The 18,492-nt window shown below is 35.4% G+C and carries 16 protein-coding genes; 5 read left to right on the top strand and 11 right to left on the bottom strand.

The features are described 5' to 3' along the window. Positions 1 to 2 precede the first annotated feature (2 nt). A complete protein-coding gene (locus tag OD90_RS03910) occupies positions 3 to 2,069 on the top strand; it encodes a LysM peptidoglycan-binding domain-containing protein (RefSeq protein ID WP_144666867.1) in 2,067 nt (688 codons plus the stop codon). 87 nt (positions 2,070 to 2,156) lie between these two features. Here the strand turns inward: OD90_RS03910 and OD90_RS03905 are convergent, their stop codons facing one another. Beyond that, positions 2,157 to 2,915: a hypothetical protein gene (locus OD90_RS03905; RefSeq protein ID WP_144666864.1), complete on the bottom strand. Its 759-nt coding sequence runs from the start codon at positions 2,913 to 2,915 to the stop codon at positions 2,157 to 2,159. Between the two features lie 95 nt (positions 2,916 to 3,010). Beyond that, positions 3,011 to 3,721 (bottom strand): class I SAM-dependent methyltransferase, encoded by a 711-nt coding sequence (locus tag OD90_RS03900; protein ID WP_144666861.1) that lies wholly within the window; start codon positions 3,719 to 3,721, stop codon positions 3,011 to 3,013. 23 nt (positions 3,722 to 3,744) lie between these two features. Between OD90_RS03900 and OD90_RS03895 the strand changes: the two genes are divergently transcribed. Next, on the top strand, positions 3,745 to 4,239 hold the full coding sequence (locus tag OD90_RS03895; RefSeq protein WP_144666858.1) for a YkgJ family cysteine cluster protein: 495 nt from the start codon (positions 3,745 to 3,747) through the stop codon (positions 4,237 to 4,239). An 84-nt stretch (positions 4,240 to 4,323) separates the two neighbouring features. Here OD90_RS03895 and crcB read toward each other — a convergent pair whose 3' ends face one another. Next, the gene (crcB, locus tag OD90_RS03890; RefSeq protein WP_144666855.1) at positions 4,324 to 4,695 is read right to left on the bottom strand and encodes a fluoride efflux transporter CrcB; all 372 of its coding nucleotides are present in this window, start codon (positions 4,693 to 4,695) and stop codon (positions 4,324 to 4,326) included. A 6-nt stretch (positions 4,696 to 4,701) separates the two neighbouring features. Beyond that, a complete protein-coding gene (locus OD90_RS03885; protein ID WP_144666852.1) occupies positions 4,702 to 5,733 on the bottom strand; it encodes an SRPBCC family protein in 1,032 nt (343 codons plus the stop codon). Positions 5,734 to 5,820: 87 nt separating this feature from the next. Here OD90_RS03885 and OD90_RS03880 point away from each other — a divergent pair, with 87 nt between their 5' ends. Further along, on the top strand, positions 5,821 to 7,842 hold the full coding sequence (locus OD90_RS03880) for a dipeptidyl-peptidase 3 family protein (protein WP_144666850.1): 2,022 nt from the start codon (positions 5,821 to 5,823) through the stop codon (positions 7,840 to 7,842). 89 nt (positions 7,843 to 7,931) lie between these two features. On the opposite strand, the gene OD90_RS03875 is transcribed toward OD90_RS03880, so the two are convergent. From OD90_RS03875 to OD90_RS03850, 6 genes are all read right to left on the bottom strand, one after another. Then, the gene (locus OD90_RS03875; protein ID WP_144666847.1) at positions 7,932 to 8,396 is read right to left on the bottom strand and encodes a DUF302 domain-containing protein; all 465 of its coding nucleotides are present in this window, start codon (positions 8,394 to 8,396) and stop codon (positions 7,932 to 7,934) included. 487 nt (positions 8,397 to 8,883) lie between these two features. After that, positions 8,884 to 9,528 carry a hypothetical protein gene (locus OD90_RS03870; protein ID WP_144666844.1) on the bottom strand — a complete coding sequence of 215 codons (645 nt, stop codon included), beginning with the start codon at positions 9,526 to 9,528 and terminating at the stop codon, positions 8,884 to 8,886. A gap of 493 nt (positions 9,529 to 10,021) precedes the next feature. Then, positions 10,022 to 10,435: a lipocalin family protein gene (locus OD90_RS03865; RefSeq protein WP_144666842.1), complete on the bottom strand. Its 414-nt coding sequence runs from the start codon at positions 10,433 to 10,435 to the stop codon at positions 10,022 to 10,024. Between the two features lie 147 nt (positions 10,436 to 10,582). Then, positions 10,583 to 11,578: a T9SS type A sorting domain-containing protein gene (locus OD90_RS03860; protein WP_144666839.1), complete on the bottom strand. Its 996-nt coding sequence runs from the start codon at positions 11,576 to 11,578 to the stop codon at positions 10,583 to 10,585. A gap of 29 nt (positions 11,579 to 11,607) precedes the next feature. After that, positions 11,608 to 11,985: a hypothetical protein gene (locus tag OD90_RS03855; RefSeq protein WP_144666836.1), complete on the bottom strand. Its 378-nt coding sequence runs from the start codon at positions 11,983 to 11,985 to the stop codon at positions 11,608 to 11,610. A 6-nt stretch (positions 11,986 to 11,991) separates the two neighbouring features. Next, positions 11,992 to 13,188 (bottom strand): alanine dehydrogenase, encoded by a 1,197-nt coding sequence (locus OD90_RS03850; protein ID WP_144666832.1) that lies wholly within the window; start codon positions 13,186 to 13,188, stop codon positions 11,992 to 11,994. Positions 13,189 to 13,409: 221 nt separating this feature from the next. On the opposite strand from OD90_RS03850, the gene OD90_RS03845 reads away from it, so the two are divergent. Next, positions 13,410 to 14,774 (top strand): pyridoxal-phosphate dependent enzyme, encoded by a 1,365-nt coding sequence (locus OD90_RS03845; protein ID WP_144666829.1) that lies wholly within the window; start codon positions 13,410 to 13,412, stop codon positions 14,772 to 14,774. 87 nt (positions 14,775 to 14,861) lie between these two features. Continuing rightward, positions 14,862 to 16,166, top strand: coding sequence for a DUF2851 family protein (locus OD90_RS03840; RefSeq protein WP_315897469.1), 1,305 nt, complete (start codon positions 14,862 to 14,864; stop codon positions 16,164 to 16,166). A 294-nt stretch (positions 16,167 to 16,460) separates the two neighbouring features. Here OD90_RS03840 and OD90_RS03835 read toward each other — a convergent pair whose 3' ends face one another. Continuing rightward, positions 16,461 to 18,053: a peptide chain release factor 3 gene (locus OD90_RS03835; protein ID WP_144666826.1), complete on the bottom strand. Its 1,593-nt coding sequence runs from the start codon at positions 18,051 to 18,053 to the stop codon at positions 16,461 to 16,463. Between the last annotated feature and the right edge of the window lie 439 nt (positions 18,054 to 18,492).

The following is an 18,492-nucleotide window of genomic DNA, read 5'->3' as shown; positions in this document are numbered from 1 at the left end:
ATATGAAAAATTATTTAATAATAGGGATTGTTATTTTTTGTTGCGCTTTCGCGAAAGCGTGTACAAGTTCAGCTCCTCTAACAAAAGAGACACAGTCATATCAAAAATTTGTGTCTCATCAAGTAGAGAAAGGAGAAACTGTTGGTAGTATTTCTAAAAAATATAATATTGATCAGGCAGATATAACCAAACTTAATCCTGATGCAAAAAATGGAATTTATGAAGGCTTAGTACTGATTTTGCCAGCTTCTGCTTCCATCTCTGTTTCATCTCAAAAAGAAGTGTTACCTCTAGAAAAAGAGCTTAAGTTTAAGATTCATAAGGTTAAGCGTAAGGAAGGCTTATACGGAATATCTAAAGAATACGGAGTGCCTCAGGACGTAATTAAAAAATATAATAAGCAATTATATAGTGGCGTTTTACGTAAAGGCGATAAAATCAGAATTCCAATTAATTATGCAGCAGTTATAGCAGCAACCTCTGAGACACTCCCACAAGAAGGTGAGATAACCTCAGACGGATATCTTTTATATAAGGTTTTAGCGAAGGAAACTAAATATGGTATTGCGCGTAAATATGGTATTTCTATCGCAGAGCTAGAGACACTAAATCCCGAAGTTAAAGAGGGACTTCAAGAAGGTGTGATTATTAAAGTACCTCAAGGATCCTTTTCAAATAGTGCAATTATAGACTCTGAAAAATATGGTATTTATGAAGTTCAGAAAGGAAATACCATCTATAGCTTGTTGCGACTTTTTCAAATGGAAGCCGATGAATTACTTAGTTTAAATCCAGCACTAGACGATGGTTTAAAAGAGGGAATGGTGCTAGTCGTCCCTAAAGGAACTCCAGGGTCAATCAACCCACAAGTTGATAATGAAATGGAAAACCCTATGGAGGGTGAAATTTCTCAGAGTCAAAAGGTAAGTTTGTTAGATAGCTTAAATGATTTCTCTACAAAAAGAATTGCGATTATGTTGCCATTTGGTGTTGATCGCATACGTCAAGATAGCGCTAAGGTAAATGAGCGATTACTAAAGGATGATCGTATTTTGAGATTATCGTTAGATCTATACTCTGGTATGCTTATGGCGGTGAGTGATGCAAAAAAAGCTGGTATATCCACTATTATTGATACCTATGATACGTCCTATGATTTAAAGGATGGTGCTGCTACAAATGCACGAAAAGTGGAAAGCATCGTTTTATCAAATAACTTTCAAGACACAAAAGCCGTGATCGGACCTTTATTAGGGAATAATATTAATAGAGTGTCGACTTTATTAAGTGATCGTAATATTCCTGTTATTTCACCTATATCTAGCAATGTACTGGGAGATGACAATGTATTTATCTCTAAGCCAAATGAAGATTTACTCCGTGACAAAATGTTATCGTATCTCAAGATGATGGGAGAAGGAAAAAATATAGTTGTGATTGCAGATTCTAAAAATACAGCGTCGCGTATAAAAATAAAATCTATTTTCCCAAATGCTAAATCTGTTGAGCCTCGTAGTGGAGAAAAAGGTCTTTACCTGTATACAGGTGATGTAGCAGAACAGCTTTCTGACGAACTAGAAAACTGGGTGATTTTAGAGAGTAATGATATTCCACTCATAAGCAATGTAACTACTAGTCTTAATGCACAAGTTGGAGTAAAAAAGGTAGTTTTATTTACAACAAATAAAGGTAATGCCTATGATAGTGATGAAATACAACATACTCACTTGCGTAATTTACAATTTCACTTCCCATCTGTTAATAAAGAGTATAAGTACGCAACAGCTAAGAAATTTGTGAATACATATGAGGATATGTACGGCATAAGTCCAAGTGACAATGCTATAAGAGGGTATGACCTTATGTTTGATACCATTTTAAGAGTGACTTATGCAAATGATTTGTATAATGCTGCTATGACAGGTGTAGAGACAGATTATGTTGAGAATAAGTTTAGATATGGTAGAAACGTAAAAGGAGGTTTTATTAATGATGCTGTGTATCTATTAAAATACAATGATGATTTAAAACTAGAAGAAGTTACATTTCTAGAACCTGTGCTTGAATAATACTACGTAATTCGTAGAAATAGAATAAAAAAGGGTTTGAAAATATTCAAACCCTTTTTTTATATTGAGATATGGAAGCTAAGAAAATTACATCCCTCCGTTTGCTTGTAGGTCTGCAATACAAAAAGAGTCAAAATCTGGAATGTTATCTACTCCCGAGGTATCAAAAACACTAGTTACGGTTTGAAAATACATTAAACAATCTTCTACCTCACAATGTCTTTCATTAGCTTCATCTTCATGATCTGATGTAAGAGGTGTGCCTGTATTTACAAGTCCAAATAAATGGCCAAACTCATGTCTAAGTGTAGCTGTTTCAATTACAGTACGATCACCATTCAAAATATTAGTAGATTCAAGATCTCTAAATGTTTTTTCAAATAGCACCATAGAGGTATTTCTATAGGCTGTACCAAGCACCACAGAATTCCCACTATCAGATTCACTATTACCATCTGCAAATAAGATCCAAATACCAATTTCATCCCCATTATTAAAAACAGTTCTATTGGATTCTTCAATCGCTACAATCTCATTTATATCGTAAGGAGCTTCTTGATCTATTGAAATAACAGATTGTACAATAGTGATACCGTCTGGCTTGTTAAGCCTTTGTTCCAAAAATGGAATCATTAAATCTATAGTTTCTTGAGTAGGTCTTGAGCCCTCAACATAGGCTATTTCAACTCTAGCACTTGTAAAGGTGTCTGAAGCTAGCAACTGGCTAGCAGATGTACCTAGTGGTTGTTGGTTGGCTTCATTTCCTATTGTTGACTCATTAGAATTACTACTTGGATCATCATCATTACAACTTATCATGCTGATCACAATGAGACAAAAGCTCATCAACCACTTGCTTATTTTCATAAAACTTAAAATCTAATTATTCTTATTTTTAGCAAAAATGGAAAAAAAATTTGCGTTACCACTTATTTTATAACTTAAAGTGAGGTTAATCTAGCTAAATAGTCATAATGATCGCCTTCAAGAACTAGATTGCAGCGCAAGCCATTCTTCTCTGCATACCAAGCCAATCTAGCATAATCAAGATATAACCAATCAAAGGAAGGGCCTTGATTACCACCATAACTCATTTTGTAAGTCACTTCACCGTAATAATCTCTATGAGTATCAAGCCAGAACCCTCCATCTTCATCTTCAAACATATATGCAATATCAGATCCATCTATGAGGATCTGTCCATCTGGCTCAAGCAAAGATTTTAAATGTTTCAGGTAAACGTCTACCTTATTTATTTTTTCAAATATACCAGTGCCATTCATGAGCAGCAGTAAGGTATCATACGTTTTAGTATGTTCTAAAATCGAGCTATGAATTGTTTTTAGTAGACCACGCTTTCGCGAAAGCGTAACAGCACCTTCAGAAATATCGATTCCTGTGACATCAAAATTGTTGTCTTGAAGCCATAGACTGTGACTGCCTGCACCCGAGCCTACATCGAGAACCTTGCCTTTACAAAGCTGTAAGGCCTTTTGCTCAATTGCTGGCATCTCTTCAAATGTTCTAAAAAGATAAGGGATAGGTATTTCATCATCATCTGCTATGGAAGAATGTACCACGATATCTTCTACATGTGTGCCACCCCAATAATCTGTTAGTGCAGCACCAAAAATATCTGTCTCTTTTCCCATAGCATTATGATTACCTTTGCTTGATGGAAGATATTTTGAAAGCCCTCCCACAGCTTGCCAAAGATAAGCAGAATGAGAATAAAAAGTTCTTTGCAAAGCTACGTGCAAAGCCCCCTAAAAACTTGGATTATGTAATGCAAGAATTACACGAAGAAGAGTTTGAGCGTACAGATTGTCTCGAATGTGCAAATTGTTGTAAAACAACAGGTCCATTATTTACAGATAAAGACATAGATCGTATCGCAAAACATTTTAGAATGAAATCTTTTGACTTTATAAGTGCCTATTTACGTGTAGATGAAGATAATGACTATGTATTGAAAGAAACACCATGTGTATTTTTAGGGGCAGATAATTATTGTTCTATTTATGAGGTAAGACCTAAGGCATGTAGAGAATTTCCACATACTGATAGAAAAAAATTCCAACAAATATCAAAACTTACGATGGAGAATGTAAAAATGTGCCCAGCAGCATTTAATATAGTGGAGAATATGAAAAAGCGTATTAAACTTTAAACCCTTTATGATATCTATATCTTCAAAGAAGCATAACCTTGCTAGTCTTATAAAAATAGTTGGTAAGCTTTATTATTCTAGATATTAAAAAGCCTTTCCGATCTCCATACCTCCAAAAACAGCTAGAATTCCCACTGCAAAACTTGCGATAGTGTAGATGGCAAACGTCATGAAATCTCCAGACTTGAGCAGTAGGTGATTTTCATAAGCAAAGGTGGAGAATGTAGTAAACCCCCCACAGAAGCCTGTAGCAATTAAAAGCGTAAATTGACTATTAATCGTATTATTCTTAAGTGCCCATCCTAAAATGATACCTATGAGCAAACTTCCTAGAATATTTGCTGCATAGGTACCGTATGGAATCCCAGTAGCACCATTATTAAGAAATTTGCCCAGCACATATCGTGCTATACTTCCGGTCCCACCGCCTATGAATACTGCTAGTAATGCTTTCAAAATGATTTACTCTAGATCTTTAATAGGAACGTAGATTTCAGTAATCCAGTCTGCTGGATTTGGATTGTTTTGAGGATCTGTTACATATACTTCAAAAGGCTTCTCATCTGCTAGTGTATAGCCCTTATCTTTTATTTGTTGCATCACTTTAGTCCACGCCTCTCCTAGGTTTGTGTAGTTTCCTTTCATGGTAGCTTTTACAGCTGTCACTGTAGGTGTATAACCACTCAAGACATTGTTTGCACCCGCAACTACAATTTTTTCACGCACGGGTACCGCATTTGTCATGATCACGTCACCATTCTCAAACGTTTCATTGTAGATTGTAAAAGGCATCCCAGAAGCAACGATGTTATTTTCTTTCATAAATTCTTTGATGCCTCCATAATTTTGAGACATAATTTGTGCTACCGCTTGTGCTTTTGCAGAAGTTGTTCTAGAAAGATAAAATCCCCCACTATATTGAGTAATACCATCTATATTGATACTGTATTTATTAATTTCTTTACGAGCTGCTTCCTCTAACCCATCTAGGCCTTTTTCAAACATTTTTTTCATATCTCCATTGAAGTCCATTCCAGAAAAAGCATAATACACTTTATCCATAAGTGTATGATCTCCAGTGATTCCCCATGTAACTTTAGTTACTGGATTCTCAGTACTTTTAAAATCCCAATATACCTCAGGATTACGTTCTCCACCTGGAGTGTCTAAGGTCATCCGTTGCTCTATGTGTGAATGTGGTATTGCCTGCGTCGTATTCATACCGCCATCCATTTCACCTTGCCATGTATATGAAGCACCTTCACCAGATGTTTTTTCTGCATAGTTAAAAACCATTGTAGGATCTTCTTTTTTCCAAGGACCCCATTCTTCCCAAGTTTTGTACTCGTTTACGATATCATACACAACTTCTTTTGGAGCATTGATCTCTCGGGTAGATTCGATTTGATAAGATCCATCTTGTGTTGCAAAGTAAAGTGTGCCTGCAATTAATACTATAAGTACAAGAAAGAGGAGGAGTTTTAGAAATTTCATTGGTTTGGGATTGGTTAGGTGTTAAAGATAATCAAATTTATGGATGTTGCATTTTGTATATTTACGGGAAATTCTAACAAATTTAAAATGAAATATAATGGAATGTACGCCCTTGCGATTGCTTCAATGCTTGCAGTGGGTTGTGTAGAAGAAAAAAAAGAAGAGACCGCTTTCGCGAAAGCGGAAACAGAAAACTCTTTTGACTACAACGTAGATCAATTTGCAGACGTCAAGATCTTACGTTATCAAATACCAGGTTTTGAGGAGCTTACTTTAAAAGAGCAAAAATTAGTATACTATATGACACAAGCTGGTCTAGCTGGTCGTGATATTATGTGGGCACAAAACTATCGTCATAATTTAGCAATTCGTACTGCTTTAGAAACAATCTATACATCTGAAGCAGTTGAAAAAAATGGAGAAGATTGGGATGCTTTTGTAACCTATTTGAAACGTGTTTGGTTCTCAAACGGAATACACCATCATTACAGTAATGCCAAGTTAAAGCCAGGATTTTCTGCAGACTACCTTCAGAAGCTTGTTACAGACAGTGGAGCAACGCTAGAGGGAGAGGCTTTTGATGTAATTTTTAACGATAAAGACAATAAAAAAGTAAATCTTTCCAAAGATGCAGATATCGTTTTAGAAAGTGCTATTAATTTTTACGGACCAGACGTAACTACTGCCGAGGTTGAAAAATATTATGAGGCTGTAAAAGTAGATGCAGATACTCCTATTGAAAAAGGACTTAATACTCGCTTAGTTAAAGAGAATGGAAAACTAGTAGAGCAAGTCTATAAAAGTGGAGGTTTATATGGAGCAGCTATCGATAATATTATCGGATGGCTAGAAAAAGCAAAAGGCGTTGCAGAAAACGCTAAACAAGAAGAAGCTTTAGGATTGCTTATTGAGTATTACAAAACTGGTAGTTTAGAAACTTGGGATGAGTATTGTATCGCATGGGCGACATCTACAGAAGGTAATATTGACTGGATTAATGGATTTATAGAGGTTTATAATGATCCAAAAGGGTATAAAGGATCTTATGAAACCATCGTGCAGATTAAAGATTTTGATATGTCCAAAAAGATGGCAGCACTTTCTACAGATGCGCAGTGGTTTGAAGACAATTCACCTTTAATGGAGGAGCATAAAAAAGATAGCGTAAAAGGAGTTTCCTACAAAACGGTAATCGTAGCTGGAGAGGCTGGTGATGCATCACCGTCTACACCTATAGGAGTGAACTTACCTAACAATAACTGGATACGCCAGACACACGGAAGTAAATCTGTATCCTTAGGTAATATTATTAATGCTTACAACAACGCTGGAGGTTCTGGACGCTTAAAAGAATTTGCTCACGACGAGGAGGAGATTCAATTAGAAGAAACGTATGGCCAACTAGGAGACAAATTGCACACTGCTTTACACGAAGTAGTAGGTCACGCTTCTGGACAGATTAATAAAGGAGTAGGAACGCCTAAGGAAACGCTTAAGCGATACAAGTCTACCATTGAAGAAGGTCGTGCAGATTTATTTGGCCTTTACTACTTGATGGATCCAAAATTACAAGAAATAGGTCTTGTAGAGGATTGGGAAAAAACTGGTAAAGCAGCCTATGATGGATACATCCGTAATGGATTAGTGACTCAACTTATTCGCTTAGAATTAGGGGATGATGTAGAAGAGGCACACATGGTAAATCGCCAGTGGGTAAGTGCTTGGGCTTTTGAAAGAGGTCAAGAAGAAAATGTAATAGAGAAAGTTACTCGTGATGGTAAGACGTATTACAATATTACAGATTACAAGAAGTTGCGTGAGATTTTTGGCGAATTGCTAAGAGAGACGCAGCGCATCACATCAGAAGGTGATTATGAAGCGGCAAAAGCACTAGTAGAAGACTACGGAGTAAAAGTAGATCAAACGATGCATGCAGAAGTATTAGAACGTAACAAACAATTTAAGAGTGCAGCATACAGCGGTTTTGTTAACCCAATGATCGTTCCTGCAATGGAAGGTGGTGAGATTACTGGATTTACAGTAGAGCAGCCACAGTCTTTTGAAGAGCAAATGTTATCGTATGCAAAAACATACGGTACTTTGAAATAAGTAAAATTTCGCTTTCGCGAAAGCAAAAAAATCCCTCTACTAGCGTAATGCTTTTAGAGGGGTTTTTGTTTTTATAAATGAAATATTATTTATTTCGCTGTAATCACTTTATTCGTGATGTCATCGAGCGCTTTGCTAATTTTTTTGAAAACCTCGTCATTACTTGATAAATTATGTCTTTTCTTAAGATACATTGGGTCATTGTAAGAAATCATAGTTCCTGAAGACGGAGATTTATAAATGAGTATCCTTTGCGGCAAATCAATACCTATGGTCTGATTAGCCTTCATAAGCGGTGTGCCTAATTTTGGATTTCCAAACATTAAAACTCTAGTTGGGTCAAGATTTAAATTCACAGAAGCAGCATTTTTACTGTGATCTAAATCTAATAAAAGAGTTAGGTTCGGGTTATTAGTGATTATATCTTTTAGTTTACTATACGTTGTTTCGATATCATAAGGACTAGTCTTAACGATTAATCCTGAATCTACCATAGTAGATTTGCAAGAGATAAGTAAGAAGCTTACAATAAGGATTTTGATAATATTCTTCATTTTTACTGACTTATTATTCTTATACAATTTAAAAAATCTTGAAAATTCAGTATTAATCAATAGCAAACATTTAACCTCTACTTAAGAATATTTAACTCTAGAGTATAGGTTTGGCTGGTAATAGTTTTTGATAGAAATGAGCAGATTAAGTCTAAATCTTAGAATGTGTATTGAAGATATGTATAATCAGTAATTAAAGATTTTACGCTTTCGCGAAAGGGAAATAAATTCTAGTATAACCTTTGTTTAAAAATAAGTTAGAGGCTATTTAGTACCCTATTGTAGTAGAAATTTAACCACTCAGCATTAATTAAAAAGTTCACTAAAATTTGAGAGACCCAAACGCTTGATTTCTAAATACTAATTAATTATGGTTCTTATTCTAAAATTTCTAAAGCAATCGCTAAACGAATCAAATGAGAAGTAGTCTTAATATCCAACTTTTTGTAAACCTTATTTCTCATGCTTTTTAATTTATAGATTCATCCTAATCATATTCAAATTCATTAATAACTGTAGAATTAATTGAGCCATCTGAATCAAAATTCTTGATAATTAACTTAGTTAAATCGTCTGAACTTGATTCAATTTCAATCGAATATCTTCCAGAAGTATTAGAACTATTAAAGGTATCAAGAACATTTGGAGATAAATTAGATACAAACAAAGTGCTGTTAGGTAAGTAGGCTAGGTGAAACCCTTTCTTTCCAAAAGTATTAATGTAGATTGACGCTATAGGATTTTCAATGCTTGAATAGGTGAAGTTCAATTGAGTGTTCGGATATTTTGAAACAGTCATTAAATTTAAATTTTCGTATTCGTACTCAATAGCGTGTATATAATTCACGTCGCTTCCTATCTCACCTGGAGGTTTTGATAAAATTAAATTATCATTATCATCAAATGTAAATTCTATTATAGGTCCAAATGGATATAATGTAAATGTCAACCCGTTATCTTGACTTCGATATCTTGTATAAAGAGTAGAATTTCCAGTATGTTCGTAAGTAATTTTTTGATCAAATTCATTATTTACATTCTGAATATTTAATTGTTGTAAATCGCCAATACTATCATAAATTAAATCATACTGAATTTGATGTGTTTCAGTTCCGTAATAGAATTCCATCATACTTATTAGCCTATTACTTTCATAAGAAAAAAAAGTTTCTCCCGACTTTGATTGAAAATTATCTTGCCTTCTATAAGACGAGTGAGTAGATATTCTATTATTTTCAATTAGATAGTCTTGATAAGAGGTCAACTCATTACTTGAATTATATTCTTTGGTAGACCATAATGTTATATTACCTGATGATATAGGTGTATCAGATTCTTCATCATCGGGTGTGCCGGAGTCTCCACCACTAGATGTATCAGACTCATTATCCTCATTCGAAACCGATAAATCATCGTTGTTCCTAGAACAAGAAATTATGATTAGCATGCATAGTAGAATACGTGTGATATATAATTTACTCATTCAAGAAAAAATTATTTATTTTCAATTAATTTATTTTTTATGTTCTTACAAATCGACATTGATTTATTTTTTAAATAAAACAAAAAGTAAAAAACTGAGTCAGATTTTTGACTCAGTTTTTTAATCTTTCTTTAAAAAGAATTTAGCTTTTGGTATAAACATATACGTAAGGATCATCATAATATACAGAAAAAGAATTTCCATTTACGATGACATCTTCTGTATAGGTGTCTCCATCTGCATCTGCATCATAATTTAATCTATAGATATTGTTTCCTAAGTTCTCCCAAGTACCTGGATCTGCAAAATCTAGTTCACAAGTATTTGCATCACTAGTTGAATAATCTGTTTCAATAAAAGTTCCGTCTGCATTGATTGTAAAATTACTACGGCTATTACAGTCGTTTATGATATCTCTATCCTCACCATTTAGGAGTCCCATAGATAAGTTCCAAGTTCCAACAAACATATCTTGGTCATTGGTAGTGTCATCATCAGTACTACAAGAGGTGAAACTTAAAATCGTTAGTGATAGAATTAGTGTAAGCTTTTTCATTTAATTTTAATTTAGATATTAATTAATTGGTTGATTATTATAATTTTAGGTGTGTAATTTAATTTAATTTAATTTGGAAAATGCTATAGATAAATTATCACATTAATTAGTCATACGAGATCAAAGATATTTAATAACTTATCATAATTACCTCTTCATGAACTTAATAGCGCAACTCCCTTCAACTTCTAGAAAATACAGACCAGTTTTAAGTTTTTCAATTGCTATTCTAGAGTTAGTCAAATGTCCAGACAGCACTTTTTTTCCTAAAATAGAATATATGGCAAATTTTTTGTTCCTAAATAAATCTGGTACGTTGAGATATTCATCAGCAGGGTTAGGATAAATTTTAAGGGGGTTAGCTGTAATCTCTCCAATACTTAAGATAAAGGTTACAGAATAGGTGGGAGAAGATACAGTAACGCTATTGTTTGTTGTAGTAGTAAAGTTATCATTATTAAAGGTCATTTCAACCCTAAAAGATCCTAACTCATTAGACTTAAATTCTCTAGACGTCTCTCCATCAATAGCCTCTTGAGTGTCTACATTGTACCATTGGTAAGCGTCCGCTTCAATATTGGTGGTAAAACGATCTCCATCTTGGGTTAGGGTGTTATCAATATCTAAACTTCCGATAGTAACATATATTAAAATAGAAGAACCAGCATTATCTTGTATTAGTACTTCATAGACTCCAGCTGATAGATCATAAAATATACTATTCTCAAAAAAGTGATTTAAGTAAGGTGAGATGCTATATATATACGGAGAAATCCCTCCAAAAACATCTAAATTAATTATTCCACTAGCTTCAGTTCCAGAAGGAATAGAGGTTATAATAACATCAAGAGGATCCAAGGAATCTATAGTTATCGACCCCGTAGCTAGGTTGTTTTCCGAGTCCCTTACATATACATCATAATAACCAGGGCAGAGACTATCGAACTGGCCGGAGGCTTGGTAGCTCGCACCATCTATAGAAAAACTATAAGGTGAAACACCTCCAGTCGCTTGAACATATACAGTACCATTACAGTCACCTACACTGTTAGGAGGGTTTATTGTAGTCGTAAAACTTAAATCTTGTCCAAAAACAATGGTCTGTAGTAGACATGCTATTGCTATCAATAAACTTTTTTTCATTTTAAAAGAATTGTATTGTTTAAGGAGGTTTAATCTGCTGTATTCAAAGAAATAATTTGCACTTCTTCTAGGCAGTTTTCTAACTCCATTTTAAGAGTGGTACCTTCTGGGGAGTCCCCATAAATAACATAATGGCCACAAGGCTCACGACGGGTCTCACTCTCACCAAAGTCTACATCACCCACCTTCAACATGCGATTAATGGTCACGGTATCTAGTTGTAGCGTAGTTAGTGAAGAAGTGACATCTTGTGTCATAGTATAAGGTTTTGCTCGCAATTGTTTGAGCACACGAGCTTCTGGAAAATAAGCACAACTGGTTTTTTTACCACTAAAAAAGAAGGCTAATAAGATTAAACCTATAGAAAAACCGCCTAGGTAAAAAGCGATACGTTTGAGAAGATGCATGCCAGTTTAGAAAATCAAAAGGTTGATGTCACGATAGGAAAGGTCAAACCAATCTGCTACCGATTTTTTGGTTAAAATACCGTGGTAAAAGTACAACCCATTTTTTAATCCGCGGTCAAAGCGTAGCTTATTTTCAATACCACCTTCCTCTGCAATATCTAGCAAATACGGGGTAAATATATTACTCAAAGAAATGGATGCCGTACGAGCAAACCGGGCAGGAATATTAGGTACACAATAGTGTGTTACTCGGTGCTTTTTAAATGTTGGATTATCGTGAGTCGTTACGTCTGAGGTTTCAAAGCAACCACCCATGTCAATACTTACATCTATAACAACAGCACCATTTTTCATGCCTTGAACCATTTGATCTGTAACGATTACTGGTGCTCTATTTGCACCACGCACACAGCCAATTACCACATCACAACGTTTGAGAGCTTTGACAAGATTTTTAGGCTGCAAAGTAGAAGTATATAATGGTCTACCTACATTAGTTTGTATACAACGTAATTTTGTTATTGAGTTATCAAAAACCTTTACATTTGCCCCGAGGCCTATGGCAGATCGAGCGGCAAATTCGCCCACAGTTCCTGCGCCTATAATTACCACTTCTGCGGGTGGTACACCACTTATATTGCCGAAAAGCATACCCGTCCCAGTTTCTTTGCTGGACATTATCTCTGAAGCAATTTGTATTGCAGCAGTACCTGCAATTTCAGATAGCGTGCGTACTGCTGGATATGTACCATCTTCATCTCTAATAAACTCAAAAGCGAGTGCGGTAATACGCTTGCTAGCTAACTTTTCAAAATAAGATTTCTTTTGCGTTTTAATTTGTAGGGCAGAGATGAGTACTGTTTGTGGGTTAATCATCTCAATCTCCTCTAGAGAAGGCGGCTCCACTTTAAGAATCATCGGGCAGGAAAACACTTTTTCGGTATCATTTGTAATTTCGGCACCTGCTTCAGAGTAATCTTTATCTGTATATCTTGCTCCTTTGCCAGCTTTAGATTCTATGATAACCCGGTGACCATTTGCCGTTAAGGCTCCTACTGCGTCAGGGGTAAGACAAATGCGTCTCTCTTGAAAGTGTGTCTCTTTAGGGATACCTATAAGTAATTCTCCTCTTTTTTTGTCAACTTCAAGGCGCTCCTCTTGAGGAAGCAACATTTCTTTGGTAAATGGTGAGTGGGTATCCATAAGTTTTGTTCTCCCTCAAAAATAAGGAAATATATATCATTGCTCAACTGCCATTCAAAGGTCCAATTAAGCTTGCCTATAAGAGTTAGTATAGAATTATAAATTTAAATTTTTTAGTTATGCTTTCGCGAAAGCGTACTTACCTTACTCATAATTTAGTAACGCCTAGCCATCGCGGTTTGCCTTGTAAAAAGTATCTTTGCAACCTCAAAATGAAGACTATGCAATACGCCGAAAATATATTAGGAACTATAGGAAACACACCTATGGTTAAGATGAATGCTCTGGTAAAAGATGTACCAGCACTTGTCTTAGCAAAATATGAAACTTTTAATCCGGGTAACTCTGTAAAGGATCGAATGGCACTGCAGATGATAGAAGACGCCGAGGCAGATGGTCGCTTGCAACCGGGAGGAACTATTATAGAAGGAACTTCAGGTAATACAGGTATGGGACTTGCACTTGCCGCAATTATCAAAGGCTACAAAATGGTGTGTGTCATTTCAGATAAGCAGTCTAAAGAAAAAATGGACATTTTACGAGCTGTAGGAAGTGAAGTAATAGTATGTCCTACAGATGTTGATCCAGATGACCCAAGGTCTTATTACTCTACCTCTGCGCGTCTAGCAAAGGAAACGCCTAATAGTTGGTACGTTAATCAATATGATAACCCTAGTAATGCAAAAGCACATTACCAAAGTACAGGTCCAGAAATCTGGGAACAAACAGATGGTAAAGTTACTCACTTTGTAGTAGGTGTGGGTACTGGAGGAACTATAAGTGGTGTTGGAAAATATTTAAAGGAACAAAACCCAAATGTCAAAATTTGGGGAGTGGATACTTACGGTTCAGTATTTAAAAAATACCATGAAACAGGCGTTTTTGATGACAATGAAATCTACTCCTACATCACTGAAGGAATAGGGGAGGACATCCTACCTAAAAACGTAGATTTTTCTATCATAGATGGATTCACAAAAGTGACAGACAAAGATGCTGCGGTATATACCAGAAGACTAGCAAAGGAAGAAGGTATGTTCCTTGGAAATTCGGCTGGGTCTGCTATTAAAGGGTTATTGCAGCTTAATGCAGAAGGTAAATTTGGTCCAGATGATGTTGTTGTGGTTTTGTTTCACGATCATGGTAGTCGTTACGTTGGTAAGATGTTTAATGACGACTGGATGAAAGAGCAAGGTTTTCTAGAAAAAGAGATACACAAAGCAATAGATCTTATCCAAGAGCACATTGACAAGCCACTTATTACGGTAAAAACAGAGGAGTTAGTTTCTCACGCTATAAGACGTATGCGTAAGTTTAAAATCTCACAGATTCCAGTAGAAGATGCCAAAGGATTTGTAGGTTCTGTAGACGAAGCCGATCTACTAAAAGCTTTTGCCGAAAATAAGGATATAGAAAAATCACCTATAAAAGAGGTTATGGGTAAACCTTACCCAGTAGTGAAAAAAGACACTCCTATCGCTGAAGTGACAAAACTTATTTCTAACGATACTGATGCAGTTCTAATAGACCTTGGAGATGGAAAACATCATATCATCACAAAGTATGACATGATAGGAGCGATCTAAACAATGATAATCTATAGTTTAGAAAAGCGCATGTATTTGCGCTTTTTTTTGTGACTATAATTAGTTGATTTACTCAAAATAAGTATCTTGAGTGATCAATCTGTCTCTGAACTATTTATGAAAGAAGATTTTTTACACTATTTATGGAAGTATAAAAAGTTCGCTTTCGCGAAAGCAAAAACTACCTCAAATGAGTCTATTCATTTAGTCTCTGTCGGTCAACACAATAATCTAGCGGGTCCAGACTTTTTTAATGCAAGCCTACAAATAGGCGCTCAAAAATGGGCAGGTAATGTAGAGATTCACCTTAAGTCTTCAGATTGGTATGCACATGGTCACGAGAATGACCCATCTTATGATAACGTTATCTTACATGTGGTCTGGGAGCATGATATTGACATTTATAGAAAAGATAAGACACCAATTCCTACACTTAATTTGCAAGAGTATGTTTCTCAAGACGCACTACAGAATTATAAAGAATTGTTTGCAAATCAGTCCCAAAAATGGATTAATTGCGAGAATGATTTTGCGACAATACCATCTCGTGTAGTTGATAGTTGGTTAGAACGTTTATATTTTGAACGACTTGATAGAAAAACTACAGTAATAGAACAAGTTCTCAAAATGTCAAATGGCGATTGGGAGGCTGTTTTGTTTATACAGTTGATGCGCAGTTTTGGTACAAAAGTAAATGCAGCAGCATTTGAGTCACTGGCACAGCAGATAGATTATAGTATCGTACGTAAAAATGCACAAGAGCCTTTTCGGCTAGAGGCATTATTCATGGGAATGGGAGAATTATTGCCTCAAGAAACTATAGATTCTTACCCATTGCAACTACAAGCCGAGTTTGACTACTTGAAGCAGAAGTTTAGTCTTTCTAAAGAACTGACATTACCACTTCAATTCTACGGATTACGTCCAGCAAATTTTCCAACCATTCGATTAGCTCAAATTGCTCAGTTGTATCATAAACAACCGCAATTATTTCAATTAGTGATGACGGCAGAAACCCTTGAACAGATTTATAAACTCTTCGAAATACAGGCCTCTCCGTATTGGGATACACATTTTAATTTTGGAAAGTCACAAAAAAAGCGAAGTAAGAAATTGAGCAAATCTTTTATTGATTTGCTCATCATAAATACTATTTTACCTTTACGCTTTCAGTATGCAAAACATCAAGGTCGTGATGAGCATGAGCTTATTTTGAAATTCATTCAAAATATTAAGCCCGAGAAGAATACCATTATTCAGAAATTCCAAACGCTTGGTAATAAAGCAGATCACGCTCAAGACAGTCAGTCGCTTATTGAATTAAAAACACAATACTGTGATCCCAATCATTGTCTTTCTTGTGGTATTGGTAATTATCTTATTTCTAATTAGTTGAAAACGTTGATCATCAATTTCAATCTAAAACATTATTCTCAAAAACTAATGAGCAATAACGCACATATTTTTTGTAATGAATTAAAAATCAGACATTAAAACAATCACAGCGGAATGCTTTTTGTATCTAATTACCTGATTAATCATAAAAGGAAAGGTTGTGTATGATTTAAGCAAAGGTACAGACTGGGCGTAGGGACCAGAAAAATTCGATTGTTTCACAAATAATTGAATTAGCCAAATAAGAAAGCGCCAGAGAGGCGCTTTTTTTATGAATAATCTCGCAGCGAATTAATCTTTAAACTCACTCACAAAATGCATCTTGATAGACGGGTACTTTTGTTGTGTCATCTGCAATGTAAAAGGTGAATCTGCTAGAAATACGAGTTGACCACGTTTATCCTTTGCCATAAAGCGTTGTTTAACCCTTAAGAACTCTTTAAATTCTTCGCTCTTAGGGTCTTCAGGCTCTACCCAACATGCTTTTGTTACAGATAATGGTTCGTAAGTACATTTTGCACCATATTCATGTTCTAGTCTATATTGTATGACTTCATATTGTAATGCTCCCACAGTACCTATCACTTTACGACCATTAAGTTCTAGTGTAAATAATTGAGCTACCCCTTCATCCATAAGCTGATCAATACCTTTTGCCAGCTGCTTAGACTTCATAGGGTCTGCGTTATTAATATATCTAAAATGCTCTGGAGAGAATGCTGGTATCCCTTTGTAATGTAATTCTTCGCCAGAAGTGAGTGTATCTCCTATTTTGAAGTTTCCTGTATCATGTAATCCCACAATATCTCCTGGATATGAGATATCTACAATTTCTTTACGCTCTGCAAAGAATGCATTAGGGCTTGAGAATTTTAAATTCTTCTTGTTACGTACATGCAGGTACGGCTTGTTACGCTCAAAAACTCCTGATACAATTTTAATAAACGCAAGACGGTCTCTATGCTTAGGATCCATATTTGCGTGGATCTTAAAAACAAAACCTGAGAAGTCCTTTTCATCTGGATGAACAAGGCGCTCCTCACTCTTTTTAGGTCTTGGTGTTGGAGCAATCTTTACGAAGCAATCTAACAATTCACGAACCCCAAAATTATTAAGAGCAGAACCAAAAAACACAGGCTGTAGCTTACCATCGAGATAAGCTTGATTATCAAAAGCTGGGTAGACACCTTGCACAAGTTCTACTTCTTCTCTCAGAGTATCAGCTGCTTTATCACCTACAAGTTCATCAAGAACGGAATCTGATAGATCAGAAATCTCTACGGTTTCTTCTATATTTTTACGGCTATCACCACTAAAAATATTTACATTCTTTTCCCAAATATTGTAAATTCCCTTGAAATCATAACCCATACCGATAGGGAAACTAAGCGGCGTTACTTTAAGGTGTAATTTTTCTTCAATCTCATCAAGCAATTCAAAAGCATCTTTACCCTCACGGTCAAGCTTATTTACAAAGACAATCATCGGTATGTTTCGCATGCGACATACTTCTACTAATTTTTCTGTTTGTTCCTCAACACCTTTTGCAACGTCAATCACTACAATTACACTATCAACCGCTGTTAGTGTTCTAAAGGTATCTTCGGCAAAATCTTTGTGACCAGGAGTATCAAGAATATTAATTTTTATGCCATTATATTCAAACGCTAGAACAGAAGTCGCAACAGAAATTCCTCTCTGACGCTCAATTTCCATAAAGTCACTAGTCGCCCCTTTCTTAATCTTGTTAGATTTAACAGCACCTGCCTCTTGTATAGCTCCACCAAAAAGCAGTAGCTTTTCTGTAAGTGTTGTCTTACCTGCATCAGGGTGAGAAACAATTCCAAAAGTTCGACGGCGTGCGATTTCCTTTTTAACGTTCATAGTAATTCATTGGTCTTTGGGCTGCAAAGATACTAGAAAGAATTAAGCAATTCTAGCTGATTAGAATTGCAGAGACCTAATGCTATTATCTCAGATATAAGGGTCAATCTGATTTGTTAAATACGCTTTCGCGAAAGCATTCTCTTGTAAACTAATTTTTTTAAGACATTGATAATGAATATGTAATGATGTCAGAAGCGATTTGTGTAGTTGGTCGGTATTATAATGTATAATGTCTAAAAGTTGGAATAATTTAAAAGCTCATAAGGATGTAAAACTATATTTGTCACTCCCAACTTAGTAAACATAGTTCAAGAACTACAACCTTAAAGTAGTTCATTTTATTAATTTTAGACGTGTATATTATGGGGGTAATTACTCAACTACAAATTTTGATACTGCAACGACAATCGCTTCATTATAGCAGTATTTCCTAATA

Source organism: Dokdonia sp. Hel_I_53 (assembly GCF_007827465.1).
GTDB lineage: Bacteria > Bacteroidota > Bacteroidia > Flavobacteriales > Flavobacteriaceae > Dokdonia.
This window is presented reverse-complemented; position numbering and strand designations above follow the sequence as displayed.